Consider the following 23,939-nt stretch of genomic DNA (forward strand, 5'->3'; position numbering starts at 1 on the left):
ATTATTCCGTGCGGGTGGCTGGGGTGGTCGACGCCACGTTGTCGGCGCTGTATCCGCCACCCAGGGCCTGCATCAATTGAATCGACAGATCGATTTGCCCGGCATTCAGGGTCGCCAGCTGACGCTGGGCCTGCAGCAATTGCTGCTCGATGCTGAGCACGTCCAGGTAGTTACCGACCCCTGAGCCGTAGCGCTGGACCACGGTGTCGTAGGACTGCTGGGCAATGTCCGTGGCGTGTTGCTGGGCCTGGATCTGCCGACCGGTTTCGCGCAGTTGCGAAAGGGTGTTGCCGATATCGCCCAAGGCCTGCACCAGGGTCTTGTTGTACTGGGCCACGGCCAGGTCGTAGTCGGCATCGCGCGCATCGAGGTCGGCGCGCAGGCGGCCGCCATCGAAGATCGGCAGCGAGATCGTCGGCGCAATGTTGAAGAAGCGGCTGGCCGAGCCGAACATCGCATCCCCCAGCAACGACTCGGCCCCGGCGCTCGCGCTGAGGTTGAGGTTCGGGTAGAAGCGCGTCTTGCTGGCGGCGATGTCCTTGCTCGCAGCCTCGACTCGCCAGCGCGCGGCGATCAGGTCCGGGCGGCGGCCCAGCAGCTCGGCGGGCAACACCGAAGGCACGGCGACAGCGGCGGGCTTGAGCACATTCGGACGGGCCAGTTCGCCGCCTCGGTCCGGGCCTTTGCCGAGCAATACGGCGAGGGCGATCTTGGCGCTCTGCAGTTGCTTGTCGGCATCGATCAATTGCGACTGGGAGCTGGCTTCCAGGCTTTCGGTCTGCTGGTACTGGTACTGGCTGTCGATGCCCGCAGCGAGGCGGCGCTTGCTCAGGTCGAGCATTTGCCGGGTGCGCTTGAGGTCATCGCCGGCCAGGTCGCGCACGATGTGCGCCTGGCCCAGGTCGCTGTAGGCCTTGGCCACATCGGCAGCGAGGGTCAGGCGCGCGGCCTGTTGGTCGACTTCGGCGGCGCGGGCCTGGCCCAGCGCGGCTTCCCAGGCGGCGCGCTGGCCACCCCAGAGGTCGAAGTTGTAATTGAAGCTGGCGCCGATATTACGCACGGTCGAGTAGGCATCGCCCTCGCCGCGCGGGTCCTGGTCCTTGGCCAGGCGTGAACGGCTCACGCCGGCGCTGGCATCCAGGGTCGGCATGCGTGCGGCATTCGCGGCATAGGCGGCGGCTTCGGCCTGATGGGCACGGGCGCTGGCGACTTGCATGTCGGGGCTGTTTTGCAGGGCTTCCTGGATCAGGCCGTCGAGCTGCGGGTCGCCGAGGTTTTTCCACCAGTCGGCGCTGGGCCAGGCGGCACTCGACAGGGTCACCCCGCTCAGGGATTTACCGGTCTGCAAGGTGTTGGCGTCGAGGCGCCGGCCCTGGGTGTCGAGGCCGCTGTAGTTGGCGCAACCGGCCATGCTCATGGCCACGAGCACCAGGCAAAGGGCACGTGTGTTCATGCTTTACCTACCCGCTGCAGGGTGATGGGATCACCGGCAGCTATCAGAATTTTCTTGAGAATCCGTTCCAGGGTTTCCAGCTCGCCAGCCTCAAGTACGCCCGCCAGTTGGTTCAACGCCTGGGCGCCTATGTGCGGCAGCATGTCTGCCAGGCGCTGGCCGTCGGCAGTCAGCACCAACTGGACCTGGCGGCGGTCCTGCTCGGAGCGTTTGCGGTCCAGCAGGCCTTTCTGCTCGAGGCGGTCGAGCATGCGGGTCATCGAACCGCTGTCCAGGGACAGGTTGCGGCACAGTTCGGCCGGGGTGTCGACGCCGAACTGGGCCATGATGATCAGCACCTTGAACTGCGCGGCCGTGATGCCGTGGGGTTCCATGTGGGTGTCGATGATGCGGTCCTTGAGGAGCGCCGCACGGCCCAGCAACAGCCCGAGGTGGCAGTTGTGGAAGTTTTCAGGGGTGAAGTGGGGCATCGGAAGTCACCTTATTACTGCCTAGGCAGTGAATGTATGACGAGATGTTACTGCCTAGGCAGCTAAAGTCAAATGGAATAATTAGCTTGCTTGCTAATGTGGGAGGGGGCTTGCCCCCGATAGCGTTGGGTCAGTCACTGATGTGTTGACTGAACGACTGCTATCGGGGGCAAGCCCCCTCCCACATTTTGTACCGCGAAAGGATCTAGAAATCGCGCTTGTAGAAGATGTCGAGGGAACTGGCCACGCCACTCGCCACTTCCAGGTACACCTTCTTGCTCAGCAGGTAGCGCAAGGCAATGGTGCTGGCCGGTTCGAACACCCCTACCCCGTAACGCAGGCTGAGTTTCTCGGTGATCTTGCCGCTGGCCACCACGGCCGTATTGTTGCCGCTGCCCTGGGTGTCGAGGTCGAAGTCGCGAATCCCCAGTTTGTTGGCAAGATCCGAGGTGACCCCGGCGCTGCCCATCAGGCCAAGGCCGAGGGCGGCCTGGGCGAGCATGTTGTTGTCTTCGCCAGTAGAACTCAGCGGACGGCCCAGCACCAGGTAGGACAGCGCCTGTTCCTGGCTCATGGCCGGTTCCGAGAAGATCTGCGTGGTGGGCTGCTCGGCGCTGCCGCTGAGGCGGATACCGGCGACGACATCGTCGGTCTTGCGGATCGCTTCGATATCCAGGTATGGCTGGTCGAGCGGCCCGGCGAACAGCAGGCGTGCGCGGCGCACATCCAGGCGCTGGCCATAGGCACGGTAGCGGCCGTCGTTGAGCCACAACTCGCCACGGGTGTCCATGTTGTCGCCGATGTGCACATGGCCCTGCACCTTGGCGGTGAGGCCGAAGCCCGAGAAGTTGAGCTGGTCTTCGCCCACCGCCACGTCGATATCCATGGCCATGGCCATCGGTGGCTTGCCCTCTTCGGTCTGGCTGCCGACGATCACGGTGTCATCCGAGACCTTGACGGTGGACGGCGGCAGTTCGCGCACGGTGATGTCACCGCGGGGGATCCGCACCTTGCCGGCAATCGCCAGTTTGTCGTTCTTCAGGCTGATCTTCAGGTCCGGGGCCACTTCGAGCACCGCATAGGGCTCCACCGTGACCGGCAGTTGCGAGCCTTGCAGGCTGAGGTCCACCACCAGGGCCTGGCCCCAGTCGACCTGGCCCTTGAGGCTGCCCTGCCCGGCCTTGCCACTGCGCCATGCGCCATTCAATTGCACACTTTCACCGGCGATCAGCGCCTGCACGTTCAGGCCTTCAAGGCTGATGGGCAGCTCTGGCCCGGAGACTTCACCGCCCACCAGGTTGACGTTACCGTTGACCTGCGGCGCCAGCAGGCCACCGGCGATCCGGCCGCTGCCGTTGAGCTTGCCGCTGAGTTTCTCGACCATCGGCACAAACGGCCGCGCCACGGCGAGATCCAGACCGGTCAGGCTGAAATTGCCGCTGATCGGCTTGTTTTTCGGCAATGGGTTGATCTGCGCCTGCAACAGCAACTCGCCGAGCTTGCCGCCTCGGAAGTTCAGCTGGGTGTCGATGCGTTTGGGGTTGAGGGTGGTTTCCAGCGTGAGGGTGTCGTAGGGGAAATCCAGCCACTGGTCCTTGTCCTTGACCCGCAGGGTGCCGCCGCTGGCATCCACCGCGACCACGCCTTTGGGACCGCTGTCGGGAAGGTCCAGTTGGACGTCGGCGTTGAGCTTGCCCTGCCAGGCGAAGTCCTTGGGCAGAAACGCCGCCAGGCTGTCGATGGGGAATTGCTTGAGGTGGTAGCGCAATTTGGGTTCGGGCATCAGGCGCTGGTCTTCACCACACAGGCTGGCCGCACCGGAGACCCAGCAGTGGGCCGCGAAGGTCAACTTGCCGTCGGCCATGCGCTCGATTTTTGCCGGCGCTTGCAGCTTCCAGTCCTGGCCACCCGCCTGCACATCGCCACTGGCCAGGCGACCGCGCCAGTTGCCTTTGTCGAGGTTGCCATCCAGGGCCAGGGCCAGTTTGACCAAGGGGCCGGCCAGGTCGAGTTGGACCTTCTGGCTCCTGATATCGCCCTGGGCGCTGGCGGTGAGCGTGCCCACCTGGGTGTCACCGCTTTGAATGCCGCTGCCCTTGAGGTCGATTTTCCCGCGCTGGGCACTGTCCAGCGTCGCGCCCAGGCTCAGGCTTTGCAGGCGATTATCGGCGAACGCCAGTTGCTGGCCCTTGAGGTCGAGTTGGCCTTGGGGCGCCTTGAGGCTGCCGGCCACGTCGAGTCGGCCATTGACCTGCCCACGCAATTGCGGCCACAGCTGGGCCAGGCGCGCCAGCTTGATATCGATCTGCCCGGCCAGGCGTTGCTGCAGGCTGCCGCTGCCGTTGATGCGGTTGTCGCCCAGGCGGACATCCAGGTTGGCCAGGGTCCATTGCTCGCCCGCGCCCTCGGCCTTGGCCGCCAGCACGGCGGTTTGCCCACGCAGGCGGCCCTTGAGGTCGAGGTCGGCGTTGAGCTTGAGCTGCTCGTTTTTGAATTCACCTTTGCTGCGCAAGGGGCCAGCCAGCGTGCCCGGCAATTCCGCCACCCAGTACGCCGGGTTCAGCGCCGACAGGTCCAACGCGGTATCCCACGCAATACCATCGGCAAATTGCAGGTTCAAATGCCCTTCGGCCTTGCCTTGGCCGGCAGTCAGCTTCAGCTCAGGCAGGAAGACTTGCGTAAGGTCGCCACTGAACGGCGTGACCAGATTGAATTTGCCCGCCGGGCCGTCCAGGTCGGCCTTGAGGTTGCCGAGGTAGTTGCCGTCTTTGTAGGAAACCTCACCGTTGAAGGTGCGCAACACCACCTGTGGCTCGTCGATCAGCGGGTAGAGGCGATGCCAGGGAAAGTCCAGCCAGTCGATCCTGGCCTCGGCGCTGAAGCCTTGTTGCCAGTCCAACTGCGCCGTGAGCTTGAGGCTTTGTTTGTCGCCGGCATTCAGGTCCAGGCCGGCGATCTGCGCGCCCTTGGCGTCGACCTTGCCTTGCAGCAGCAGGTCCACCGGGCCTTTTTCCGCCGGCAGTATGGCCTTGCCCAGCAGTTGGTAGCCGCTGCTCAGGTCGCCCTTGGCGGTGAGGTCCAGTTGATTGAGCTGCAGGGTGTCGGGCAGATCGGCGCTGGGTTTGAAGCCATCGGCGGTGATATGCACCTGGGCCGGGAGGTTGTCCACCAGGGGTTGCAGCTCGCCCTTGAGTTTGGCCGGCAGGTAGCCGCTGCTGTCGGCGTCGAGCCTGAGGGTCTTGAGCAGGTCGCCCTCGACCTTGAGCGCCACCGTCCACGGCGCGCCGCCGGGGGCGTAGGGCAGGCTCAGGTTGCCGCTGGCGGTCAGCGGCCAGTCGCCGCTGGGTTGCAACAGGCCGTTCAGGTCCAGCACCAGGCCGTCCCGTTGCAGGTGCACCGCGTCAATCTGCATGCCGGCGGCGGTCCAGTGCGCGGCCAGTTGCAGGCCCTTGAGTTGTTCGCTGCCGTTAAGCAGCAGGCTGCCGACACGAACGTCGCCCAACTGAATGGAAACGGGTAGCTTCAGGTCCGGCAACTGAATCGGCCCACTGCTCTCTTCAGTGCTCGGCGCGACGTCCAGGCGGACTTGCTCCACGTCCAGGCGATTGATGCACAGGGTCATGCGCAACAGGCACGCCGGCGACCAGTCAAACGTCGGCGCATCGAGTTCGACGCGACTGCCGTCCTGCGCCCACAGCAGATGATCGGCGCGCCACTGGCCGCCCAGACGGCCGTGGAAATTCTCTACGCTCAAACCCGGTACACGCTCCAGCGCCCAGCGACTGCCCGCCTGGGTGCCGAGGACTGCCCACAGGGCCAGCAACAGCACGACAAGGGTGGCCAACACGGCCAGCCCCGCTATTTTCACACCACGCATCACAGCTCAGGCCCCATGGAAAAGTGCAATCGAACGCCGCCCGGGTCTTCCAGGGCGTGGGCCAGGTCCAGGCGGATCGGCCCGACCGGCGAGACCCAGCGGATGCCGACACCCACACCGGTCTTCAAGCTGGGCAACTCCAGGGAGTTGAACGAGTTGCCCTGGTCGATAAAGGTCGCAATCCGCCATTTTTCGGCGATGGAATATTGATACTCGGCACTCAGGGCCACCATGTAGCGGCCGCCGATACGGTCGCCCCGGTCATTCTCCGGCGACAGGGTCTGGTACTCGTAGCCGCGCACGCTCTGGTCGCCACCGGCGAAGAACCGCAGCGATGGCGGCACCGACTTATAGCCGTTGGTGGCACTGCCGCCGACCTGGGCCCGCGCCAGGAAGCGGTGGTTGTCCCACAGGGTGGTCAGGCCCTTGACCATGGCCGTGCCGTATAACAGGTTGGTGTCGGAGCCCAACCCTTCCTTGGCCACCTTGCTGTCGAATTGCAGGCGGTAGCCGTTGTGGGGGTCGATGCGGTTATCGCTGCGCAGGTAGGAATAACTCACACCCGGCATCACCAGGTTACTGAGGCCCGAGTCATTGCCCAGGCGGTATTCTTCGCGCTGGTATTTGAGCGAGATCACCCGGGTCCAGCCACTGGGCAACTTGCTGTGCCATTCGGGCCCTAGGGTGAGCAATTTACTCAAGGTGTCGGTGTTGGCGATTTCTTCATTCTGGTAACCGCCGGCGAAACGCAGTTTATCGGTGAGCGGCGGGTCCAGCGGGATGTCGTACCACAACCCGACGTTCTGCCGTGGCGCCGACAACTCGGCTTCCCAGCCATAGCTGTGGCCCTGGGGATTGACCCAGTGGCGTGTCCAGTTGGCCTTGCCGCGCGGGCCGACGTCGGTGGAGAAGCCCAGGCCCAGGCCCATGGTGCGTGGCTTGCGGGTCTCCAGGTTGACGGCCACCGGGATCACGTCATTGGCCGAAGCCGCGGGTGCGGCGTCGACGCGCACGCCTTCGAAAAAGCCGCTGGCTTGCAGGTTCTGGTTGAGTTCGGCGATCAGTTCGGAATCGTAGGGGGCGCCACTTTTAAACGGCACCATGCGTTGCAGCAGCTCTTCGTCAAACGGCGTATCGCCGGCAAAGCTGACCTTGCCCAAGGTGTAGCGCGGGCCGCTGTCATAGATGAGTTCGATATCGGCGACACCGGCCTGGGGGTCTACCGAGAGTTTCTGGTGAGTGAAGCGCCCGCTGAAAAAGCCGTAGCGCGAGGCCTGGTTCTGGATCAGACGCTTGGCGTCTTCGTAGTGGCCGTGGTTGAGCACGGCGCCGGATTTGAGGTCGTCGCTGGCGGGCACGCGAAAGGCCTTGAGGTCCGCGGCCGGGCCGTCGACCCGAATGGTCACGTTGCGCAGATGCACCGGTGCGCCGGGATCGATGGTGAGGATCAGGCGCGGGTTCTTACCGCCCTTCACATCACTTTCGATCCGGGGCTGATAGAAACCTAAAGCCTGGGCGGCTTTGCGCGCCTGCTCTTCGGCCCCACGGCTGAACCGCAGCAAGGCGTCTTCGTCACGCTCGCCCACCCCGCCGATATAGCCTTCGATATTGGCTTTCAACGCGTCGTTTTTTGGCTTGATCCGCACGTCCAATTCGCTTTGCGCGAATGCGCCGCAGCTTGTGAACAGCAGAACCAAGCCGCTGGTAAATCTTCCTGGAAACTTCATAGGCGCGGATGCTACACGAGCTGGGGAGAAACTTAGAACTCAGAGGATTCTGAAAAATTCTGCGCTAAGCCGTTGCAGCATGTAACACCTGCGGATTGGGGTGGAAAAATACGTGCTCCAGAATCGGTCCTACCGCCACTTCGCCGATCTCCTCATAGCCCTGGCGCTTGTAGAACTCCAGATAGCGCGAATTCCCCGTGTCCAACACCACACCGGACGAGTGCGGGTCTTCAGCGCACCAATTATGTACCGCCTCCAGCAGCTGTTCACCGTAGTGCTTGCCCTGGAATTGCGGATGAATGCCCAGCAGCGGCAACACATGCACCGACTCGTTGGGCAGGCAGGCCATCACCGCATAGTGGTAGTCCAGGTAGCGCCGGGTGCCGCGCACGCCGGTGCTCAGCCACATGCGCAATTGCCAGGCCCAGCTTTCGGTAATCCCCAGGCGCCGCTGCGGTGGCGCGATCAGCGCGATGCCGATCAGGCGGTCGTTGACGAACAGGCCGATGGCGGGAAGTTTCTGGAAGAAATGCTGCTTGACCAGTTCGCGCACGGTGGCACGTACCCGCTGTTCATAACCTGCGCGTTCCGCCTCGAAGATGTAGGCAAACGTCGGCTCATGCCGATAGGCCTGGTACAGCAGCGAGCGTGCTTCGCGGGAGTAGCCGCTGTTGAGCAGGCGAACTTCGCCAATGGCAGTGTCAGTCATACAGTCAATCTCCCTGGGCGCCACTCAATAGATGGCGTTCTTATGGGTACGAACCTACGCAGCACCAGTCGTTCCCAGACATTAGCAGTGCATCTGTCCTACCGCCACGCTGGCCCCCGTCCGACTTGTCCGCTAGCATCGCCCTTTTGCCAGACTGGACCGCCGACCATGAAAATCGTCTCCTTCAATATCAACGGGCTGCGCGCCCGCCCTCATCAGCTGGCGGCACTGATTGAAAAACACCAACCCGACGTGATCGGCCTGCAGGAAACCAAGGTCCACGACGACCAGTTCCCCCTGGCCGAAGTGCAGGCCCTGGGCTATCACGTGTACTACCACGGGCAAAAAGGCCACTACGGCGTAGCGCTGCTCTCGCGCAAGGAAGCCTTGAGCGTGCACAAGGGCTTTGCCAGCGATGAAGAAGACGCCCAGCGCCGTTTTATCTGGGGCACCTTCGCCGATGAAAACGGCCAGCCGGTGACCATCATGAACGGCTATTTCCCACAAGGTGAAAGCCGCGACCACCCGACCAAGTTCCCCGCCAAGCAGCGCTTCTACGCAGATTTGCAGCACCTGCTGGAAAGCCAGTTCAGCAACGACCAGGCCCTCGTGGTGATGGGCGATGTGAACATTTCCCCGGAGGACTGCGACATCGGCATCGGCGCCGACAACGCCAAGCGCTGGCTGAAAACCGGCAAGTGCAGCTTCCTGCCCGAAGAGCGCGAGTGGATGGCACGCCTGAAGAACTGGGGCCTGGTGGACAGTTTCCGCCACCTCAACCCCGAGGTGGCCGACCGTTTCAGTTGGTTCGACTACCGCAGCCGTGGGTTCGAGGATGAGCCCAAGCGAGGGCTGCGCATTGACGTGATCATGGCCTCCAATGGCTTGTTGCCACGGGTCAAGGATGCCGGGGTGGATTACGACCTGCGGGGCTTGGAGAAACCGTCTGACCATGCGCCGATCTGGCTCGAACTCAGCTGATCCCCCTGACTGTACTCGGGCCAAATGTGGGAGGGGGCTTGCCCCCGATCGCGGTGTATCAGTAACAGATAAGCTGACTGTCAGTCACATTATTGAAATCCAAGTGACTTAATCTCGCGGCACTCCCTTTGGCTTGAGAAGGTGCCGGCATGATGCTGCGCGTTCTGTTCCTGTTGTGTAGCGCGTTGTCCCTCTGCGTCGTGGCTGCCCCCCTCCCCGTTCCCGACCAAGGCCCGGCTTTGCGCATCCAGGGTTCCAACACCATTGGCGCGGCGCTGGGGCCCGCGCTGGTCAAGGGGTTGATGGAGCATCAGGGCCTGCAGGCGGTGCACAGCGAACCGGCCGAGGGCGCCAATGAACAGCGCGTGATCGGCAAGACGCGCCAGGGCAGGACGGTGACCGTCGAGGTGGCGGCCCATGGTTCCAGCACGGGGTTTGCCGCGCTGAAAAACGCCAGCGCCGACCTGGCCGCCTCGTCCCGGCCAATAAAAGACAGCGAACTGGTGGACCTCGAAGCGCTCGGCGACCTGAAAAGCCCCGAGGCCGAACAGGTGATCGCCATCGACGGCCTGGCCATTATCCTCAACCCGCGCAACCCGCTGAATACGTTGAACACCGAGCAACTGGCGCAGATTTTCAACGGCGAAATCAACACCTGGGAAGCATTGGGCGGGATCGGCGGCACCATTCACCTGTATGCGCGGGATGATCAATCCGGCACCTATGACACCTTCAAAGACCTGGTGCTGCGCCTGCGCGGCAAGCCCCTGGCCGCTGGCGCCAAGCGCTTCGAGTCCAGCGAAGCGTTGTCCGATGCAGTGAGCCGGGATCCCCAGGGCATCGGTTTTATCGGCTTGCCTTACGTGCGCCAGGCCAAGGCGGTGGCGATTGTCGATGGCGACTCGCAACCGATGTTGCCGTTGAACAGCCTGATTGCCACCGAGGATTACCCGCTGTCACGCCGGCTGTTCTTCTACCTGCCGCCCTCCTCCAACAACCCGTGGGCCAAGACGCTGGTGGACTTTGCCCAGAGCAGCAAAGGCCAGGCGATTGTGGCGGCCAATGGGTTTATTGCGCAGCAGGTGCAGGCGATGACGGTGGAGCCGCGCCCTTCGATGCCCGACGACTACCAGGCGATTGCCCGTGACGCCCAGCGTTTGAGCGTGAATTTTCGCTTCGAGGAAGGCAGCGCCAGCCTGGACAACAAGGCGCGCCAGGACGTGCAGCGCGTCGTGGCCTATATAAAGCGCCACAACCAACTCGACAAGCAGGTAACGCTGGTGGGATTCGGCGATGCCAAGAATGACCCGCAACGGGCCGCGCTGCTCTCGAAGCTGCGGGCGATGGCGGTACGCCGGGAGCTGGTCAAGAACGGCGTGGTATTGCGCGATATTCGCGGCTTCGGCGCACAGATGCCGGTGGCGGCGAATACGGCGGATGAGGGGCGGATCAAGAATCGGCGCGTGGAGGTTTGGGTTTACTGAGGGCTGCTGGATCTTCAGGGCCTGATCCGGCCTCATCGGGGCAAGCCCCCTCCCACATTTTGATTTGGGAATACATTCAAAGTGTGGGAGGGGGCTTGCCCCCGATTGCAGGCGACGCGCTGTTACTGCCCGCCGCGCATCAACTCCTTAGGCACATACTTGCCGATCTCGAACTTGCCGATGGCCGCGCGGTGCACTTCGTCCGGGCCGTCGGCCAGGCGCAGGGTGCGTTGCATGGCGTACATGTAGGCCAGCGGGAAGTCGTTGGAGACGCCGGCGCCGCCGTGGATCTGGATCGCGCGGTCGATCACCTTCAACGCCACGTTCGGCGCCACCACCTTGATCTGGGCGATTTCACTTTTCGCCACTTTATTGCCCACGGTGTCCATCATGTACGCCGCTTTCAAGGTCAGCAGGCGCGCCATGTCGATTTCCATGCGTGAGTCGGCGATCTTGTCGATATTGCCGCCCAGGCGCGCCAAAGGCTTGCCGAACGCGGTGCGGCTGACGGAGCGTTTGCACATCAGTTCCAGCGCGCGCTCGGCCATGCCGATGGAGCGCATGCAGTGGTGGATACGGCCTGGGCCAAGGCGGCCTTGGGCAATCTCGAAGCCTCGGCCTTCACCCAGCAGTACGTTTTCGTAAGGCACGCGGACATTGTCGAACAGCACTTCGGCGTGGCCGTGGGGCGCGTCGTCGTAGCCGAACACCGGCAGCGGGCGTACGATTTTTACCCCAGGGGCGTCCACCGGCACCAGGATCATCGAGTGCTGCTGGTGGCGCGGTGCATCCGGGTTGCTCAGGCCCATGAAGATCAGGATCTTGCAGCGCGGGTCGCAGGCGCCGGAGGTCCACCATTTCTTGCCGTTGATCACCCACTCGTCGCCCTGGCGCTCGGCGCGGGCGGCCATGTTGGTGGCGTCCGAAGAGGCGACATCGGGCTCGGTCATGGCGAAGGCCGAACGGATCTCGCCGCGCAGCAGCGGTTCGAGCCAGCGTTGTTTCTGCTCTTCGTTGGCGTAGCGCACCAGCACTTCCATGTTGCCGGTGTCGGGGGCGGAGCAGTTGAACGGTTCCGGACCCAGCAGCGAGCGGCCCATGATCTCGGCCAGGGGGGCGTATTCAAGGTTGGTCAGGCCGGCGCCCAGTTCGGACTCGGGCAGGAACAGGTTCCACAGGCCTTCGGCTTTCGCCCGGGCCTTCAGCTCTTCCATGATGGCGGTGGGCTGCCAGCGGTCGCCTTCGCTGACCTGGCGTTCGAACACCGGCTCGGCCGGGTAAACGTAAGCGTCCATGAACGCTGTAACACGTTCACGCAGTTCCTGAACCTTGGGCGAATAGGCGAAATCCATGAGCAGCTCCCTTCTTTGAGAGGTTGTTTAGGTCATGCAATCGATGCTAGAACAGCGTTGATAATTTACCTAGCCTATTCTCGGCGTGTATTAACATTCATCACCGATATATGATCGACGTATGGCCAACTAACAATAAGAGCGCAACGAAATGAATCTGAGCAAGGTCGACCTCAACCTCTTTATCGTCTTCGACGCGATCTACACCGAAGCCAACCTGACCCGCGCCGGGCAGATTGTCGGCATCACCCAGCCGGCGGTGTCCAACGCCCTGGCGCGCCTGCGCGAGACGTTCAACGACCCGCTGTTCGTGCGCACCGCCCAAGGCATGGTGCCCACGCCGATGGCGCAGAACATCATCGGCCCGGTGCGCAATGCGCTGTCGTTGCTGCGGGTGTCGGTGCAGGAAAGCCGCATCTTCAACCCGCAGCAGGCGGCCAAGACCTACCGCATCAGCATGACCGACCTCACCGAAGCGGTGATTCTGCCGCTGCTGTTCCAACGCCTGCGCCGCCTGGCGCCCACCGTGGTGATCGAGAGTTTCCTGTCCAAACGCCGCGAGACCACCAAGGAACTGGCGGCCGGGCGCCTGGATTTTGCCGTGGACGCGCCGCTCAACACCGACCCGCAGGTACGCCACGTCAAGCTGATGGAAGACCGCTACGTGTGCGCCATGCGCAAGGGCCATCCCATGGCGGGCAAGGACAAGTTCACCCTGGATGACTACCTGTCGCTGACCCATATCCATATCTCCAGCCGCCGCAACGGCTTGGGCCATGTCGACCTGGCCCTGGGCAAGATGGGCATCCAGCGCAAGATCGCCCTGCGCTCCCAGCATTACCTGATGGCCTCGCAAGTGTTGCAGCAGACCGACATGGTCATGACCGTGCCCGAACGTTTCGCCCGCCGCCATGAACTGCATTGGTTCAACCTGCCGGTCAATGACGTGCCACCGGTGGAAACCCACCTGTACTGGCACGAAAGCACCGACCAGGACCCGGCCAACCGCTGGATGCGCGAGCAGATGATCGAGTTGTGCCAGCAAGTCACCGCCCATGAGAAGAAGCTGGATAAGCAACAGGCCTGAGGCTGAAGAGCGCCCCCTGTGGCAGGGGGCTTGCCCCGATGGGCTGCGCAGCGCCCCTTGACGTTTACGTCAACCTGCCATTAGCTTAGCGCCAAGACCTTCTTGAGCGCCCCCATGAGCACGACCTACAGCATCTCCGACCTCGCCCGTGAGCTCGACATCACCACCCGCGCCATTCGCTTCTATGAGGAACAAGGCCTGCTGGCCCCGGAACGCCGGGGCCAGGAGCGCATTTATTCGGCGCGGGACAAGGTCAGCCTCAAACTGATCCTGCGGGGCAAACGCATCGGTTTTTCCCTGGCCGAGTGCCGTGAGCTGATCGAACTCTACGACCCCACCGGCGGCAACCAGATCCAACTCAACAGCATGCTGGCCAAGATCGCCGAGCGCCGTGAGCAGTTGGAACAGCAACTGCTGGATATCGAACAAATGAAGCTGGAGCTGGACACCGCCGAAGAGCGTTGCACCCAGGCCCTGGCGCAAACCATGGGCCAGGTTGGCCATTGATCAGAAGGTAGCTGCCATGTCCCTCCCCTCCCATGTGCGCCTGGTGGAAGTCGGCCCGCGCGACGGCTTGCAGAACGAAGCCCAGCCCATCAGCGTGGCCGACAAGGCCCGATTGGTGGACGCCCTCAGCGCGGCGGGCCTGAGCTATATCGAAGTCGGCAGTTTTGTCTCGCCCAAGTGGGTGCCGCAAATGGCCGGTTCCGCCGACGTGTTCGCGCAGATCCAGCGCAAGCCCGGCGTAACCTACGGTGCGCTGGCGCCAAACCTGCGTGGTTTCGAGGACGCGCTGGCGGCGGGCGTAAAGGAAGTGGCGGTGTTTGCCGCAGCCTCCGAGGCGTTTTCCCAGCGCAATATCAACTGTTCCATCAGCGAAAGCCTGGAGCGTTTTGCGCCGATCATGGCGGCGGCCAGGCAGCACGGCATCAGCGTGCGCGGCTATGTGTCCTGTGTGCTGGGTTGCCCTTACGAAGGTGAGATTGCGCCGGAACAGGTGGCGGCGGTCGCGCGGGAGCTGTATGCCATGGGCTGCTACGAGGTGTCCCTGGGCGACACCATCGGCACCGGCACGGCGGGCACCACGCGGCGGCTGTTCGAGGTGGTCGGCGCGCAGGTGCCACGGGACAAACTGGCGGGCCACTTCCATGACACCTATGGCCAGGCCATCGCCAATATCTATGCCGGCCTGCTGGAAGGCATCACGGTATTCGACAGCTCTATTGCAGGCCTCGGCGGCTGCCCCTATGCCAAGGGCGCCAGCGGTAACGTCGCCACCGAAGATGTGCTGTACCTGCTCAATGGCCTCGGGATCGACACCGGCATCGACCTGGACGCATTGATTCGCGCGGGCCTGCAAATCAGCCATGTCCTCGGCCGCCCCACGGGCTCGCGCGTAGCCAAGGCGCGAACTGCCGGTTGAGTAGCGTAGCCGTGACAATGTGTTACCGCACGGCTACACATCGAGTAACACGGGAACATATTTTGTCGTATTTTCTGTAGGTCAAGGCCTACTAAAAAATTAACTTATTGATTTTAAAGGGATTTAAAAAGTTGGCACGCCTTCTGCTATCTCTATGGCATAACAAGAATAAAAAGCGCCAAACCTAATAAAAATAAGACGAAACGACTCTGACATAACAAAAACAACACGGCAGAGACGCAGCTAACAGATTTTTTTGGAGAAGATGTGCTTCGCAGGGTACGGCATGCCGAAACCCGCAACCGGTTAGAGAAAAATAAAACTACCTCAGGTAGCTACCCACTGGTTGGATCGTTAACGAAGAAGCAGGTCAGCGCTCAAAAAAATACGTTTGCTCTTGACCCCGGATGGGGGTCGCCAAAAACAGCGGTAAAGGGTAACGGTCGCCAAAAACAACAATAGACCGCCCCTCAATAATAAAAAAAGAGCACGCAACGACAAATTAAAGGGGACCTTCGGGTCCCCTTTGTGCTTTCTGGCCTTTAACCCTGCCCTGCCCCCAGCTCTTCGATCGAGATCTCGCGCATGCGGAATTTCTGGATCTTGCCCGTCACCGTCATCGGAAACTCCTCCACGAACTTGAAGTACCGGGGCGTCTTGAAGTGCGCGATACGGCCCTTGCACCAGGCCTGCAGTTCCAGCTCGTCGGCCACATGGCCCGGATGCAACTTGACCCAGGCCACGATCTCTTCGCCGTAACGCTCGTCCGGAATGCCGATGACCTGCACATCGGCCACCGCCGGGTGGGTGAAGAAAAACTCTTCCACCTCGCGCGGGTACACGTTTTCGCCACCGCGAATGATCATGTCCTTGTTGCGCCCGGCGATGCACACATAGCCGTGGGCATCCATGGTGGCCAGGTCGCCGGTGTGCATCCAGCCCGCAGCGTCGATGGCCTCGCGGGTGCCGTCGGGGTTGTTCCAGTAGCCGAGCATCACGCTGTAGCCACGGGTGCAGAGTTCGCCGACCTGGCCACGGGGCAGCGTGTTACCGGCTTCATCGATGATCTTGCTTTCCAGTTGCGGCTGGGTGCGGCCGACGGTGGTCACGCGGCGCTCCAGATCGTCATCCGCGCCGGTTTGCAGGGATACGGGGCTGGTCTCAGTCATGCCGTAGGCAATCTGCACCTCGCCCATGTGCAATTCGCCGATGACCCGGCGCATCACCTCAATGGGGCACGTGGCGCCGGCCATGATGCCGGTGCGCAGGGTGGACAGCTCGAACTCGCCCCGGCGTGGGTGATCGAGCAGGGCAATAAACATGGTGGGCACGCCGTACAGGCCGGTGGCACGTTCTTCGGCGACGGCGGTGAGGGTCAGCAGCGGATCGAAGCCGTCATTCGGGTAGATCATGGTGGTGCCATGGGTGATGCAGCCCAGGTTGCCCATCACCATGCCGAAGCAGTGGTACAGCGGCACCGGGATCACCAGGCGGTCCTGCGCGGTGAGGCCCAGGCTTTCGCCGACCATATAGCCGTTATTGAGGATGTTGTGGTGACTGAGGGTGGCGCCCTTGGGGAAACCGGTGGTGCCGGAGGTGTACTGGATATTGACGGCTTGATCGAAGTGCAGGCTGGCCTGGCGGCTGCGCAATTGCTCGGACGGCAGACCAGCACCAAGGGCCGCCAGTTCCGACCAGGGCAGGAAGCCCGAGGGCGGGCTGGGGTCGAGGCTGATCATGCCGCGTAGCTCAGGCTGCAGTGCCTGCAGCATCGCGTGATAGTCGGAGGTCTTGAACGCGCCGGCGCACACCAGCCACTCGCAGCCGGACTGCTTGAGCACGTAGTCCAGTTCACTGCTGCGGTACGCCGGGTTGATATTGACCAGGATCACGCCAATCTTGGCGCTGGCGATTTGGCTGATGCACCACTCGGCGCAATTGGGCGCCCAGATGCCCAGGCGATCGCCGGTCTGCATACCCAAGGCCAGGAACGCGCGGGCATGCACATCGACGGTCTCGGCCAGTTGCCGCCAGGTGTAGCGACGCTGCTGATGGCGCACCACAAGGGCTTCGCCATCGGGGTATTGCGCCACGGTGTGATCGAAGGCCTGGCCAATGGTCATGGCCAGCAAGGCCTTGTCCTGGGAGCCACGGCTGTAGCTCGGATGCAGTTGATCCATAACGACCCCTGTTGTCTTTTTTGTAGGTTGACGTAAACGTAAACTACGATTGACAGCACCGTAACGCAAGCTTACGTTAACGTAAAGGTGAGCGCCCTTCCCTGGCGCGCCATCCACACAACAACAAAGCTCACATTAAGGTGCCTGTCCATGAGTTACCCGTCCCTGAACTTCGCCCTCGGTGAAACCATCGACATGCTGCGCGACCAGGTGCAGTCCTTCGTGGCCAAGGAAATCGCGCCCCGTGCGGCACAGATCGACATCGACAACCTGTTCCCCGCCGACCTGTGGCGCAAGTTCGGGGACATGGGCCTGCTGGGCATCACCGTACCGGAAGAATACGGCGGCGCCGGCCTGGGCTACCTGGCCCACGTGGTGAGCATGGAAGAAATCAGCCGTGGCTCGGCCTCGGTGGCGTTGTCCTACGGCGCCCACTCCAACCTGTGCGTGAACCAGATCAACCGCAACGGTACTCACGAACAGAAACTCAAGTACCTGCCCAAACTGATCAGCGGCGAACACGTCGGCGCCCTGGCCATGAGCGAACCCAACGCCGGTTCCGACGTGGTCTCGATGAAACTGCGCGCCGACAAACACGGCGACCACTATGTGCTCAACGGCAGCAAGACCTGGATCACCAACGGCCCCGACGCCAGCACCTATGTGATCTACGCCAAGACCGACCTGGAAAGGGGCCCCCACGGCATCACCGCGTTTATCGTCGAGCGCGACTGGAAAGGCTTCAGCCGCAGCAACAAGTTCGACAAGCTCGGCATGCGTGGCTCCAACACCTGCGAACTGTTCTTCGATGACGTGCAAGTGCCGGAGGAAAACATCCTCGGCGTGCTCAACGGCGGCGTGAAAGTGCTGATGAGCGGCCTCGATTACGAGCGCGTGGTGTTGTCCGGCGGCCCCACCGGGATCATGCAGGCGTGCATGGACCTGATCGTGCCCTACATCCACGATCGCAAGCAGTTCGGTCAAAGCATCGGCGAGTTCCAGCTGATCCAGGGCAAGGTCGCCGACATGTACACCCAGCTCAACGCCAGCCGCGCCTACCTCTACGCGGTGGCCCAGGCCTGCGAACGCGGCGAAACCACGCGCAAGGACGCGGCCGGGGTGATCCTGTACAGCGCCGAACGCGCCACGCAAATGGCCCTCGACGCGATCCAGATCCTCGGCGGCAATGGCTATATCAATGAATTCCCCGCCGGGCGCCTGCTGCGGGACGCCAAGCTGTATGAAATCGGCGCCGGCACCAGTGAGATTCGGCGGATGCTGATCGGTCGCGAACTCTTCAACGAAACCCGCTGAAGGAGCGTCCCATGGCCACCTTGCACACCCAGCTCAACCCACGCTCGGCGGAGTTCGCCAGCAACAGCGCGGCGATGCGCCAACAGGTCGACGCCCTGCACACCCTGCTCGCCCACGTGCAGCAAGGCGGCGGCGCCAAGGCCCAGGAGCGCCACACCTCACGCGGCAAACTGCTGCCGCGCGAGCGCATCAATCGCCTGCTGGACCCGGGCTCGCCGTTCCTTGAACTCAGCCAACTGGCCGCCCATCAGGTGTACGGCGAAGACGTACCGGCCGCCGGGGTGATTGCCGGGATCGGCCGCGTGGAAGGCGTCGAATGCATGATCGTCGCCAACGACGCCACGGTCAAAGGCGGCTCCTACTACCCACTCACGGTGAAAAAACACCTGCGCGCCCAGACCATCGCCGAACAGAACCGCCTGCCGTGCATCTACCTGGTGGATTCCGGCGGCGCCAACCTGCCGCGCCAGGATGAAGTGTTTCCCGACCGCGAGCACTTCGGGCGGATCTTCTTCAACCAGGCCAACATGAGTGCCCAGGGCATCCCGCAGATCGCCGTGGTGATGGGCTCGTGCACCGCCGGTGGCGCCTACGTGCCGGCCATGGCCGACGAAGCGATCATGGTGCGTAACCAAGCGACGATCTTCCTGGCCGGCCCGCCATTGGTGAAGGCGGCTACCGGTGAAGTGGTCAGCGCCGAAGACCTCGGCGGTGCCGACGTGCACTGCAGGATATCCGGCGTGGCCGACCACTATGCCGACAGTGATGAACACGCCCTGGCCCTGGCCCGCCGCAGCGTGGCCAACCTCAATTGGCGCAAGCAAGGCCAATTGCTGCAACGCACGCCCGTGGCGCCGTTGTACAGCAGCGAAGAGCTCTACGGCGTGATCCCGGCCGATGCCAAGCAGCCGTTCGATGTGCGCGAAGTGATCGCACGGCTGGTGGATGGCTCGGTGTTCGATGAGTTCAAGGCGCTGTTCGGCACCACCCTGGTGTGCGGCTTCGCGCATTTGCACGGTTACCCGATTGCGATTCTGGCGAACAACGGGATTCTGTTCGCCGAGGCCGCGCAAAAAGGCGCGCACTTTATCGAGCTGGCCTGCCAACGCGGGATTCCCCTGCTGTTCCTGCAGAACATCACCGGGTTTATGGTCGGCCAGAAATACGAAGCCGGTGGCATCGCCAAGCACGGCGCCAAGCTGGTGACTGCAGTGGCGTGCGCCAAGGTGCCGAAATTCACGGTGATCATCGGCGGCAGCTTCGGCGCCGGCAACTACGGCATGTGCGGCCGCGCCTATGACCCGCGCTTTTTGTGGATGTGGCCCAACGCACGCATCGGCGTGATGGGTGCCGAACAGGCTGCGGGCGTGCTGGTGCAGGTCAAGCGTGAACAGGCTGAACGGGCAGGCGTCGGCTTCAGCGCTGAAGAGGAAGCGGCGATCAAGCAGCCGATCCTCGACCAGTACGAAACCCAGGGTCACCCCTATTACTCCAGCGCACGCCTGTGGGACGACGGCGTCATCGACCCGATGCAGACCCGCGATGTGCTGGCCCTGGCCTTGTCCGCCGCGCTGAATGCCCCCATCGAGCCGAGCCGCTTCGGCGTGTTCCGCATGTAAATGGAGCCGTACCCATGAGCGATTTCAATACCCTCGAACTGATCACCGACAGCCGTGGCTTTGCCACGCTGTGGCTCAGCCGAGAAGCCAAGAACAACGCGTTCAACGCCGAGATGATCCGCGAACTGATCATCGCCCTCGACCATGTGCAAGGTGATGCATCCCTGCGTTTCCTGGTCCTGCGGGGGCGCGGCAGGCACTTCAGCGCCGGTGCCGACCTGGCGTGGATGCAGCAGTCGGCCGAACTGGATTACCACACCAACCTGGACGACGCCCGCGAACTGGCGGAGCTGATGTACAACCTGGCCAAGCTGAAAATCCCCACCCTGGCGGTGGTGCAAGGCGCGGCCTACGGTGGCGCGCTGGGCCTGATCAGTTGCTGCGACATGGCCATCGGCGCCGATGACGCGCAGTTCTGCCTGTCGGAAGTCCGCATCGGCCTGGCCCCGGCCGTGATCAGCCCGTTCGTGGTGCAGGCCATCGGCGAACGTGCGGCGCGTCGCTATGCCCTGACCGCCGAGCGGTTTGGCGGCCAGCGTGCCCGGGAAATCGGCCTGCTGGCGGAAAGCTACCCGATTGGCGAACTGGACCAACAGGTGGAACAGTGGATCACCCACCTGCTGCATAACAGCCCGGCGGCGATGCGCGCCAGCAAGGACCTGCTGCGTGAAGTCGGTAACGGCGCGCTCACCCCTGCCCTGCGCCGCTATTGCGAAAATGCCATTGCACGCATCCGTGTCAGCGCCGAAGGCCAGGAGGGTTTACGCGCGTTCCTGCAAAAACGCCCGCCCAGCTGGCAGCCCCAGGAGCCGCGTTCATGAGCACGCTGACCACCCTGCTGGTGGCCAACCGCGGCGAGATTGCCTGCCGGGTGATGCGCACCGCCAAGGCCATGGGCCTGACCACCGTGGCGGTGCACAGCGCCGTCGACCGTGATGCGCGACACAGCCGCGAGGCGGATATTCGCGTCGACCTGGGGGGCAGCAAAGCCACCGAGAGCTACCTGCAAATCGACAAATTGATCGCCGCCGCCCAGGCCAGCGGTGCCCAGGCCATTCACCCAGGCTACGGTTTCCTGTCGGAAAACGCCGGGTTTGCCCGTGCGATCGAGGCGGCGGGGCTGATCTTCCTCGGGCCGCCCGCCTCGGCCATCGACGCCATGGGCAGTAAGTCCGCCGCCAAGGCCCTGATGGAAACCGCCGGCGTGCCCCTGGTGCCGGGGTATCACGGCACGGAACAGGACCTGGAAACCTTCCGCGACGCCTGTGAGCGCATCGGCTATCCGGTGCTGCTCAAGGCCACGGCCGGGGGCGGCGGCAAGGGCATGAAGGTGGTGGAGGATGTCAGCCAGCTCGCCGACGCCCTGGCCTCGGCCCAGCGTGAGGCGCTGTCGTCCTTCGGCAATGGGCAGATGCTGGTGGAGAAATACCTGCTCAAGCCACGCCACGTAGAGATCCAGGTATTTGCCGATCAGCACGGGCATTGCCTGTACCTCAATGAGCGGGACTGCTCGATCCAACGCCGCCACCAAAAGGTCGTCGAGGAAGCCCCGGCACCGGGGCTGAGCGTTGCACAGCGCAAGGCCATGGGCGAAGCGGCGGTGCGTGCGGCCCAGGCCATCGGTTATGTCGGCGCGGGCACGGTGGAGTTCTTGCTGGATGCGCGCGGCGAGTTTTTCTTCATGGAGATGAACACGCGGCTGCAGGTGGAACACCCGGTCACCGAAGCGATTACCGGCCTGGACCTGGTGGCCTGGCAGATTCGCGTCGCCCAGGGCGAGGCGCTGCCGATCACCCAGGAGCAGGTGCCGCTGATCGGCCATGCGATTGAAGTGCGCTTGTACGCCGAAGACCCGGCCAATGACTTCCTGCCCGCCACCGGGCACCTGGCGCTGTATCGCGAGTCCGCGCCGGGCCCGGGGCGCCGCGTGGACAGTGGTGTCGCGCAAGGAGACGACGTGTCGCCGTTCTACGACCCGATGCTCGGCAAGCTGATTGCCTGGGGTGAAGACCGTGAGCAGGCACGCCTGCGCTTGCTGAGCATGCTCGACGAGTTTGCCGTGGGTGGGCTGAAGACCAACCTGGGCTTCCTGCGGCGCATTATTGGTCATCCGGCATTTGCGGCGGCCGAGTTGGATACCGGATTTATTCCGCGCTACCAGGACGAACTTCTGCCGGTGGCCGGGACGTTGAGCGATGAATTCTGGCAGGCCGCAGGTTCTGCCTTCATGCAGAGCTTGCCCCCAGGTGACGGGCCATGGGCGGACACCCGTGGATTCCGTGCAGGACTGCCCGCCGAGGTCTCGCTGCACTTGAGCTGCAATGGCCAGGACCGCCTGGTGACACTGGCCGCCATCGCCGCGACATTGCAGGGCGAACAGTTAGTGATCGAACACCAGGGCGTCCGTCGTTCACATCTGGCAGTGCGCAACGAGCACAGGGTTTTCCTGCGTTGGGACGGCGAGATGCAGGGCGTGAGCCTGTTCGATCCGATTGCTGCTGTCGAGGCCAGCCAGTCGCACCAGGGCGGCCTCACGGCACCGATGAACGGCAGCATCGTGCGGGTGCTGGTGGACGTCGGCCAAACGGTCGAGGCCGGCACCCAGTTGGTGGTGCTCGAAGCGATGAAGATGGAGCACAGTATCCGCGCGCCCCAGGCCGGGGTAGTCAAGGCGCTGTTCTGCCAGGAGGGCGAAATGGTTGCCGAGGGGTGTGCGTTGGTGGAGCTCGAAACGGCGGACTAGAACTTCACCGTGGCCTGCACGACGACGCCGAGGATGCGGCAATCAACGGTGAACAGCAGTTTCGGGTAGGTGGGGTTGAGCGGCACCAGGTAGAGCTGGCCGCTCTCTTCCAGCAACTGCCGGAAGGTCGCCTGGGTACTGCCGGCCCGTTGGGCGACTACCAATTTGCCGGGTTCGGCGGCGATGGCCGGATCCACCAGGATCATCATCCCTGCTGCGATGCTCGGGCCGCTGAGTGCGGTCATGGCGTCGCTCGTCACCGGCAGCCAGTAGGCGTCGCCCCGGGCGTGGTAATCCGTCAGTTCGAAGCGCGCGGCACCATAGGCCGGGCGCTCTTCGCGGATTTCGCCCAGGCCTTTCCACTCGCTGACCGGGTAGCGAAAATACGCCGTGTACTGTCTTGCCGGGTCTACGACCTCGTCGGCCTTCTCACGCAGCTCCTGCACCACTTCCAGGTCGCCCAGCCCCAACTCTGCCAGCACCCGGTTCATATCCGCCAGGCTCGGCACGCGGCGCTTGTTGAGCCAGTGGCCAACGCCCCCCTGGGACATGCCCAAGCGTTCAGCCAACTCACCCTGGGTGACCTTGCGGTCTTTCATGTTGGCCTTGACCAACGCTATCCATTTATCCATGGCCGCCGACAATACGTCAGCCAGTTTCCAGGGCAATAAACAGTTTGTAGTAATCCATAAAACGACATAAATACGATACGTACTATCATCGGGCATAAGGTTTTCGACACCCACCCAGAGTACCGCCCCTTATGACGACGAGCCCGTATCCCCTGCCTGAAACACCCGAAAACGATGACGTGCAAGGCCTGCGCAGCAGCGGTGCTGCCCAGCGTGCCTTGGACTTCTACTTGAAAGAAAATATGTCAGCACCCGTCCCGGATGACAGCTTTTTCGCCATCAAGCCCGGCATCAGCCAGGAGGAAGCCCTGGTGCACGCCTCGGACCTGTTGCGCAGTGCCGCCGCCACGGCCTACGAATCAGCGAGCAGCCATCAGGGCAACCAGCGCGACCTGGCGTTTTCAGTGGTGTATTTGATTGATATGGCAAAGGCGATGGTCGAGCGGTCGTTGCGGGCACCGGAGGTTCGGGCGAACGGATAACAGCCGCGAAGGAAAAATATTTCTATCCCACGGATAAAAACATTTGACTTGCAAATGATAATGATTATTATTGGACCCAGCTGATCGCGAGATCAGTCGATAGACCAAGGGACCTTAGGTCGGACTCTTGGAATATCTCCTCATCAGGCTAATCACGGTTTTTGACCCGGCTCTTTGGCCGGGTCTTTTTTTTGCCAGTTTCCCTGGCATGGCTTCAGGCTAATGAAGACTGTGTGTTGCTTGATGGCGCGCATAGTAGCAAAAGACCATCGCCAAAAGAAAGCCAGTCCAGTGCTCCAGCGCACATCTCTGCGAAATAGCGCTTGAGAATCAATCTCATAGATTCTAAGCTGCGGCGGCGTCACGGACGACGCCCCCCTCCCCCGCAACAATTTTGCATCCAGGC

Annotated in this window: 18 protein-coding genes; 10 read left to right on the top strand and 8 right to left on the bottom strand. The window is 62.8% G+C overall.

Annotated elements, in window-relative coordinates:
* Nucleotide 1 precedes the first annotated feature (1 nt).
* From FX984_RS07140 to FX984_RS07160, 5 genes are all read right to left on the bottom strand, one after another.
* Nucleotides 2–1,453, bottom strand: coding sequence for an efflux transporter outer membrane subunit (locus FX984_RS07140; RefSeq protein WP_027606283.1), 1,452 nt, complete (start codon nt 1,451–1,453; stop codon nt 2–4).
* On the bottom strand, nt 1,450–1,923 hold the full coding sequence (locus FX984_RS07145; protein WP_027606282.1) for a MarR family winged helix-turn-helix transcriptional regulator: 474 nt from the start codon (nt 1,921–1,923) through the stop codon (nt 1,450–1,452). The genes FX984_RS07140 and FX984_RS07145 overlap by 4 nt, the downstream gene beginning before the upstream one ends.
* A 205-nt stretch (nt 1,924–2,128) precedes the next feature.
* On the bottom strand, nt 2,129–5,800 hold the full coding sequence (locus tag FX984_RS07150; RefSeq protein WP_146477113.1) for a translocation/assembly module TamB domain-containing protein: 3,672 nt from the start codon (nt 5,798–5,800) through the stop codon (nt 2,129–2,131).
* A complete protein-coding gene (locus tag FX984_RS07155; protein ID WP_146477111.1) occupies nt 5,800–7,527 on the bottom strand; it encodes an autotransporter assembly complex protein TamA in 1,728 nt (575 codons plus the stop codon). The genes FX984_RS07150 and FX984_RS07155 overlap by 1 nt, the downstream gene beginning before the upstream one ends.
* 64 nt (nt 7,528–7,591) lie before the next feature.
* Nucleotides 7,592–8,236: a GNAT family N-acetyltransferase gene (locus FX984_RS07160; protein WP_027606279.1), complete on the bottom strand. Its 645-nt coding sequence runs from the start codon at nt 8,234–8,236 to the stop codon at nt 7,592–7,594.
* A 168-nt stretch (nt 8,237–8,404) separates the two neighbouring features.
* Here FX984_RS07160 and xthA point away from each other — a divergent pair, with 168 nt between their 5' ends.
* Nucleotides 8,405–9,217, top strand: coding sequence for an exodeoxyribonuclease III (gene xthA, locus FX984_RS07165; RefSeq protein WP_027606278.1), 813 nt, complete (start codon nt 8,405–8,407; stop codon nt 9,215–9,217).
* Between the two features lie 149 nt (nt 9,218–9,366).
* Nucleotides 9,367–10,701, top strand: a complete 1,335-nt coding sequence (locus FX984_RS07170) for a substrate-binding domain-containing protein (RefSeq protein ID WP_146477108.1) — start codon at nt 9,367–9,369, stop codon at nt 10,699–10,701.
* 122 nt (nt 10,702–10,823) lie between these two features.
* Here the strand turns inward: FX984_RS07170 and FX984_RS07175 are convergent, their stop codons facing one another.
* Nucleotides 10,824–12,053, bottom strand: coding sequence for an acyl-CoA dehydrogenase (locus FX984_RS07175; protein WP_027606276.1), 1,230 nt, complete (start codon nt 12,051–12,053; stop codon nt 10,824–10,826).
* A 151-nt stretch (nt 12,054–12,204) separates the two neighbouring features.
* Here FX984_RS07175 and FX984_RS07180 point away from each other — a divergent pair, with 151 nt between their 5' ends.
* The 3 genes from FX984_RS07180 to FX984_RS07190 all read left to right on the top strand — a co-directional run bounded on the left by FX984_RS07180 (nt 12,205) and on the right by FX984_RS07190 (nt 14,563).
* Nucleotides 12,205–13,140, top strand: coding sequence for a LysR family transcriptional regulator (locus FX984_RS07180; RefSeq protein WP_027606275.1), 936 nt, complete (start codon nt 12,205–12,207; stop codon nt 13,138–13,140).
* A 114-nt stretch (nt 13,141–13,254) separates the two neighbouring features.
* A complete protein-coding gene (locus tag FX984_RS07185; RefSeq protein WP_027606274.1) occupies nt 13,255–13,647 on the top strand; it encodes a MerR family transcriptional regulator in 393 nt (130 codons plus the stop codon).
* A 16-nt stretch (nt 13,648–13,663) separates the two neighbouring features.
* Nucleotides 13,664–14,563, top strand: a complete 900-nt coding sequence (locus FX984_RS07190) for a hydroxymethylglutaryl-CoA lyase (protein WP_146477106.1) — start codon at nt 13,664–13,666, stop codon at nt 14,561–14,563.
* Between the two features lie 542 nt (nt 14,564–15,105).
* Here FX984_RS07190 and FX984_RS07195 read toward each other — a convergent pair.
* Nucleotides 15,106–16,743: an AMP-binding protein gene (locus FX984_RS07195; RefSeq protein WP_146477104.1), complete on the bottom strand. Its 1,638-nt coding sequence runs from the start codon at nt 16,741–16,743 to the stop codon at nt 15,106–15,108.
* Between the two features lie 150 nt (nt 16,744–16,893).
* On the opposite strand from FX984_RS07195, the gene FX984_RS07200 reads away from it, so the two are divergent.
* The 4 genes from FX984_RS07200 to FX984_RS07215 are packed head-to-tail and all read left to right on the top strand — an operon-like array spanning nt 16,894 to nt 22,419.
* Nucleotides 16,894–18,057, top strand: a complete 1,164-nt coding sequence (locus tag FX984_RS07200; RefSeq protein WP_027606271.1) for an isovaleryl-CoA dehydrogenase — start codon at nt 16,894–16,896, stop codon at nt 18,055–18,057.
* Nucleotides 18,058–18,068: 11 nt separating this feature from the next.
* On the top strand, nt 18,069–19,676 hold the full coding sequence (locus tag FX984_RS07205; RefSeq protein ID WP_146477102.1) for a carboxyl transferase domain-containing protein: 1,608 nt from the start codon (nt 18,069–18,071) through the stop codon (nt 19,674–19,676).
* A gap of 14 nt (nt 19,677–19,690) precedes the next feature.
* Nucleotides 19,691–20,497 carry a gamma-carboxygeranoyl-CoA hydratase gene (locus tag FX984_RS07210; protein ID WP_027606269.1) on the top strand — a complete coding sequence of 269 codons (807 nt, stop codon included), beginning with the start codon at nt 19,691–19,693 and terminating at the stop codon, nt 20,495–20,497.
* Nucleotides 20,494–22,419: an acetyl/propionyl/methylcrotonyl-CoA carboxylase subunit alpha gene (locus FX984_RS07215; RefSeq protein WP_098479152.1), complete on the top strand. Its 1,926-nt coding sequence runs from the start codon at nt 20,494–20,496 to the stop codon at nt 22,417–22,419. The genes FX984_RS07210 and FX984_RS07215 overlap by 4 nt, the downstream gene beginning before the upstream one ends.
* Here FX984_RS07215 and FX984_RS07220 read toward each other — a convergent pair.
* A complete protein-coding gene (locus FX984_RS07220) occupies nt 22,416–23,051 on the bottom strand; it encodes a LexA family protein (RefSeq protein ID WP_027606267.1) in 636 nt (211 codons plus the stop codon). The two genes, FX984_RS07215 and FX984_RS07220, sit on opposite strands and share 4 nt — an antisense overlap.
* Nucleotides 23,052–23,182: 131 nt before the next feature.
* Here FX984_RS07220 and FX984_RS07225 point away from each other — a divergent pair, with 131 nt between their 5' ends.
* Nucleotides 23,183–23,533: a DUF6124 family protein gene (locus FX984_RS07225; protein WP_027606266.1), complete on the top strand. Its 351-nt coding sequence runs from the start codon at nt 23,183–23,185 to the stop codon at nt 23,531–23,533.
* Nucleotides 23,534–23,939 lie beyond the last annotated feature (406 nt).

Origin of the sequence: Pseudomonas marginalis, from assembly GCF_008692035.1 — a bacterium.
Lineage (GTDB): Bacteria > Pseudomonadota > Gammaproteobacteria > Pseudomonadales > Pseudomonadaceae > Aquipseudomonas > Aquipseudomonas marginalis.

What these genes read in the sequence shown, in the direction of transcription:
- FX984_RS07140 (WP_027606283.1), bottom strand. Translation starts at nt 1,453, where the DNA reads ATGAACACACGTGCCCTTTGCCTGGTGCTCGTGGCCATGAGCATGGCC.
- FX984_RS07145 (WP_027606282.1), bottom strand. Translation starts at nt 1,923, where the DNA reads ATGCCCCACTTCACCCCTGAAAACTTCCACAACTGCCACCTCGGGCTG.
- FX984_RS07150 (WP_146477113.1), bottom strand. Translation starts at nt 5,800, where the DNA reads ATGCGTGGTGTGAAAATAGCGGGGCTGGCCGTGTTGGCCACCCTTGTC.
- FX984_RS07155 (WP_146477111.1), bottom strand. Translation starts at nt 7,527, where the DNA reads ATGAAGTTTCCAGGAAGATTTACCAGCGGCTTGGTTCTGCTGTTCACA.
- FX984_RS07160 (WP_027606279.1), bottom strand. Translation starts at nt 8,236, where the DNA reads ATGACTGACACTGCCATTGGCGAAGTTCGCCTGCTCAACAGCGGCTAC.
- xthA (WP_027606278.1), top strand. Translation starts at nt 8,405, where the DNA reads ATGAAAATCGTCTCCTTCAATATCAACGGGCTGCGCGCCCGCCCTCAT.
- FX984_RS07170 (WP_146477108.1), top strand. Translation starts at nt 9,367, where the DNA reads ATGATGCTGCGCGTTCTGTTCCTGTTGTGTAGCGCGTTGTCCCTCTGC.
- FX984_RS07175 (WP_027606276.1), bottom strand. Translation starts at nt 12,053, where the DNA reads ATGGATTTCGCCTATTCGCCCAAGGTTCAGGAACTGCGTGAACGTGTT.
- FX984_RS07180 (WP_027606275.1), top strand. Translation starts at nt 12,205, where the DNA reads ATGAATCTGAGCAAGGTCGACCTCAACCTCTTTATCGTCTTCGACGCG.
- FX984_RS07185 (WP_027606274.1), top strand. Translation starts at nt 13,255, where the DNA reads ATGAGCACGACCTACAGCATCTCCGACCTCGCCCGTGAGCTCGACATC.
- FX984_RS07190 (WP_146477106.1), top strand. Translation starts at nt 13,664, where the DNA reads ATGTCCCTCCCCTCCCATGTGCGCCTGGTGGAAGTCGGCCCGCGCGAC.
- FX984_RS07195 (WP_146477104.1), bottom strand. Translation starts at nt 16,743, where the DNA reads ATGGATCAACTGCATCCGAGCTACAGCCGTGGCTCCCAGGACAAGGCC.
- FX984_RS07200 (WP_027606271.1), top strand. Translation starts at nt 16,894, where the DNA reads ATGAGTTACCCGTCCCTGAACTTCGCCCTCGGTGAAACCATCGACATG.
- FX984_RS07205 (WP_146477102.1), top strand. Translation starts at nt 18,069, where the DNA reads ATGGCCACCTTGCACACCCAGCTCAACCCACGCTCGGCGGAGTTCGCC.
- FX984_RS07210 (WP_027606269.1), top strand. Translation starts at nt 19,691, where the DNA reads ATGAGCGATTTCAATACCCTCGAACTGATCACCGACAGCCGTGGCTTT.
- FX984_RS07215 (WP_098479152.1), top strand. Translation starts at nt 20,494, where the DNA reads ATGAGCACGCTGACCACCCTGCTGGTGGCCAACCGCGGCGAGATTGCC.
- FX984_RS07220 (WP_027606267.1), bottom strand. Translation starts at nt 23,051, where the DNA reads ATGGATAAATGGATAGCGTTGGTCAAGGCCAACATGAAAGACCGCAAG.
- FX984_RS07225 (WP_027606266.1), top strand. Translation starts at nt 23,183, where the DNA reads ATGACGACGAGCCCGTATCCCCTGCCTGAAACACCCGAAAACGATGAC.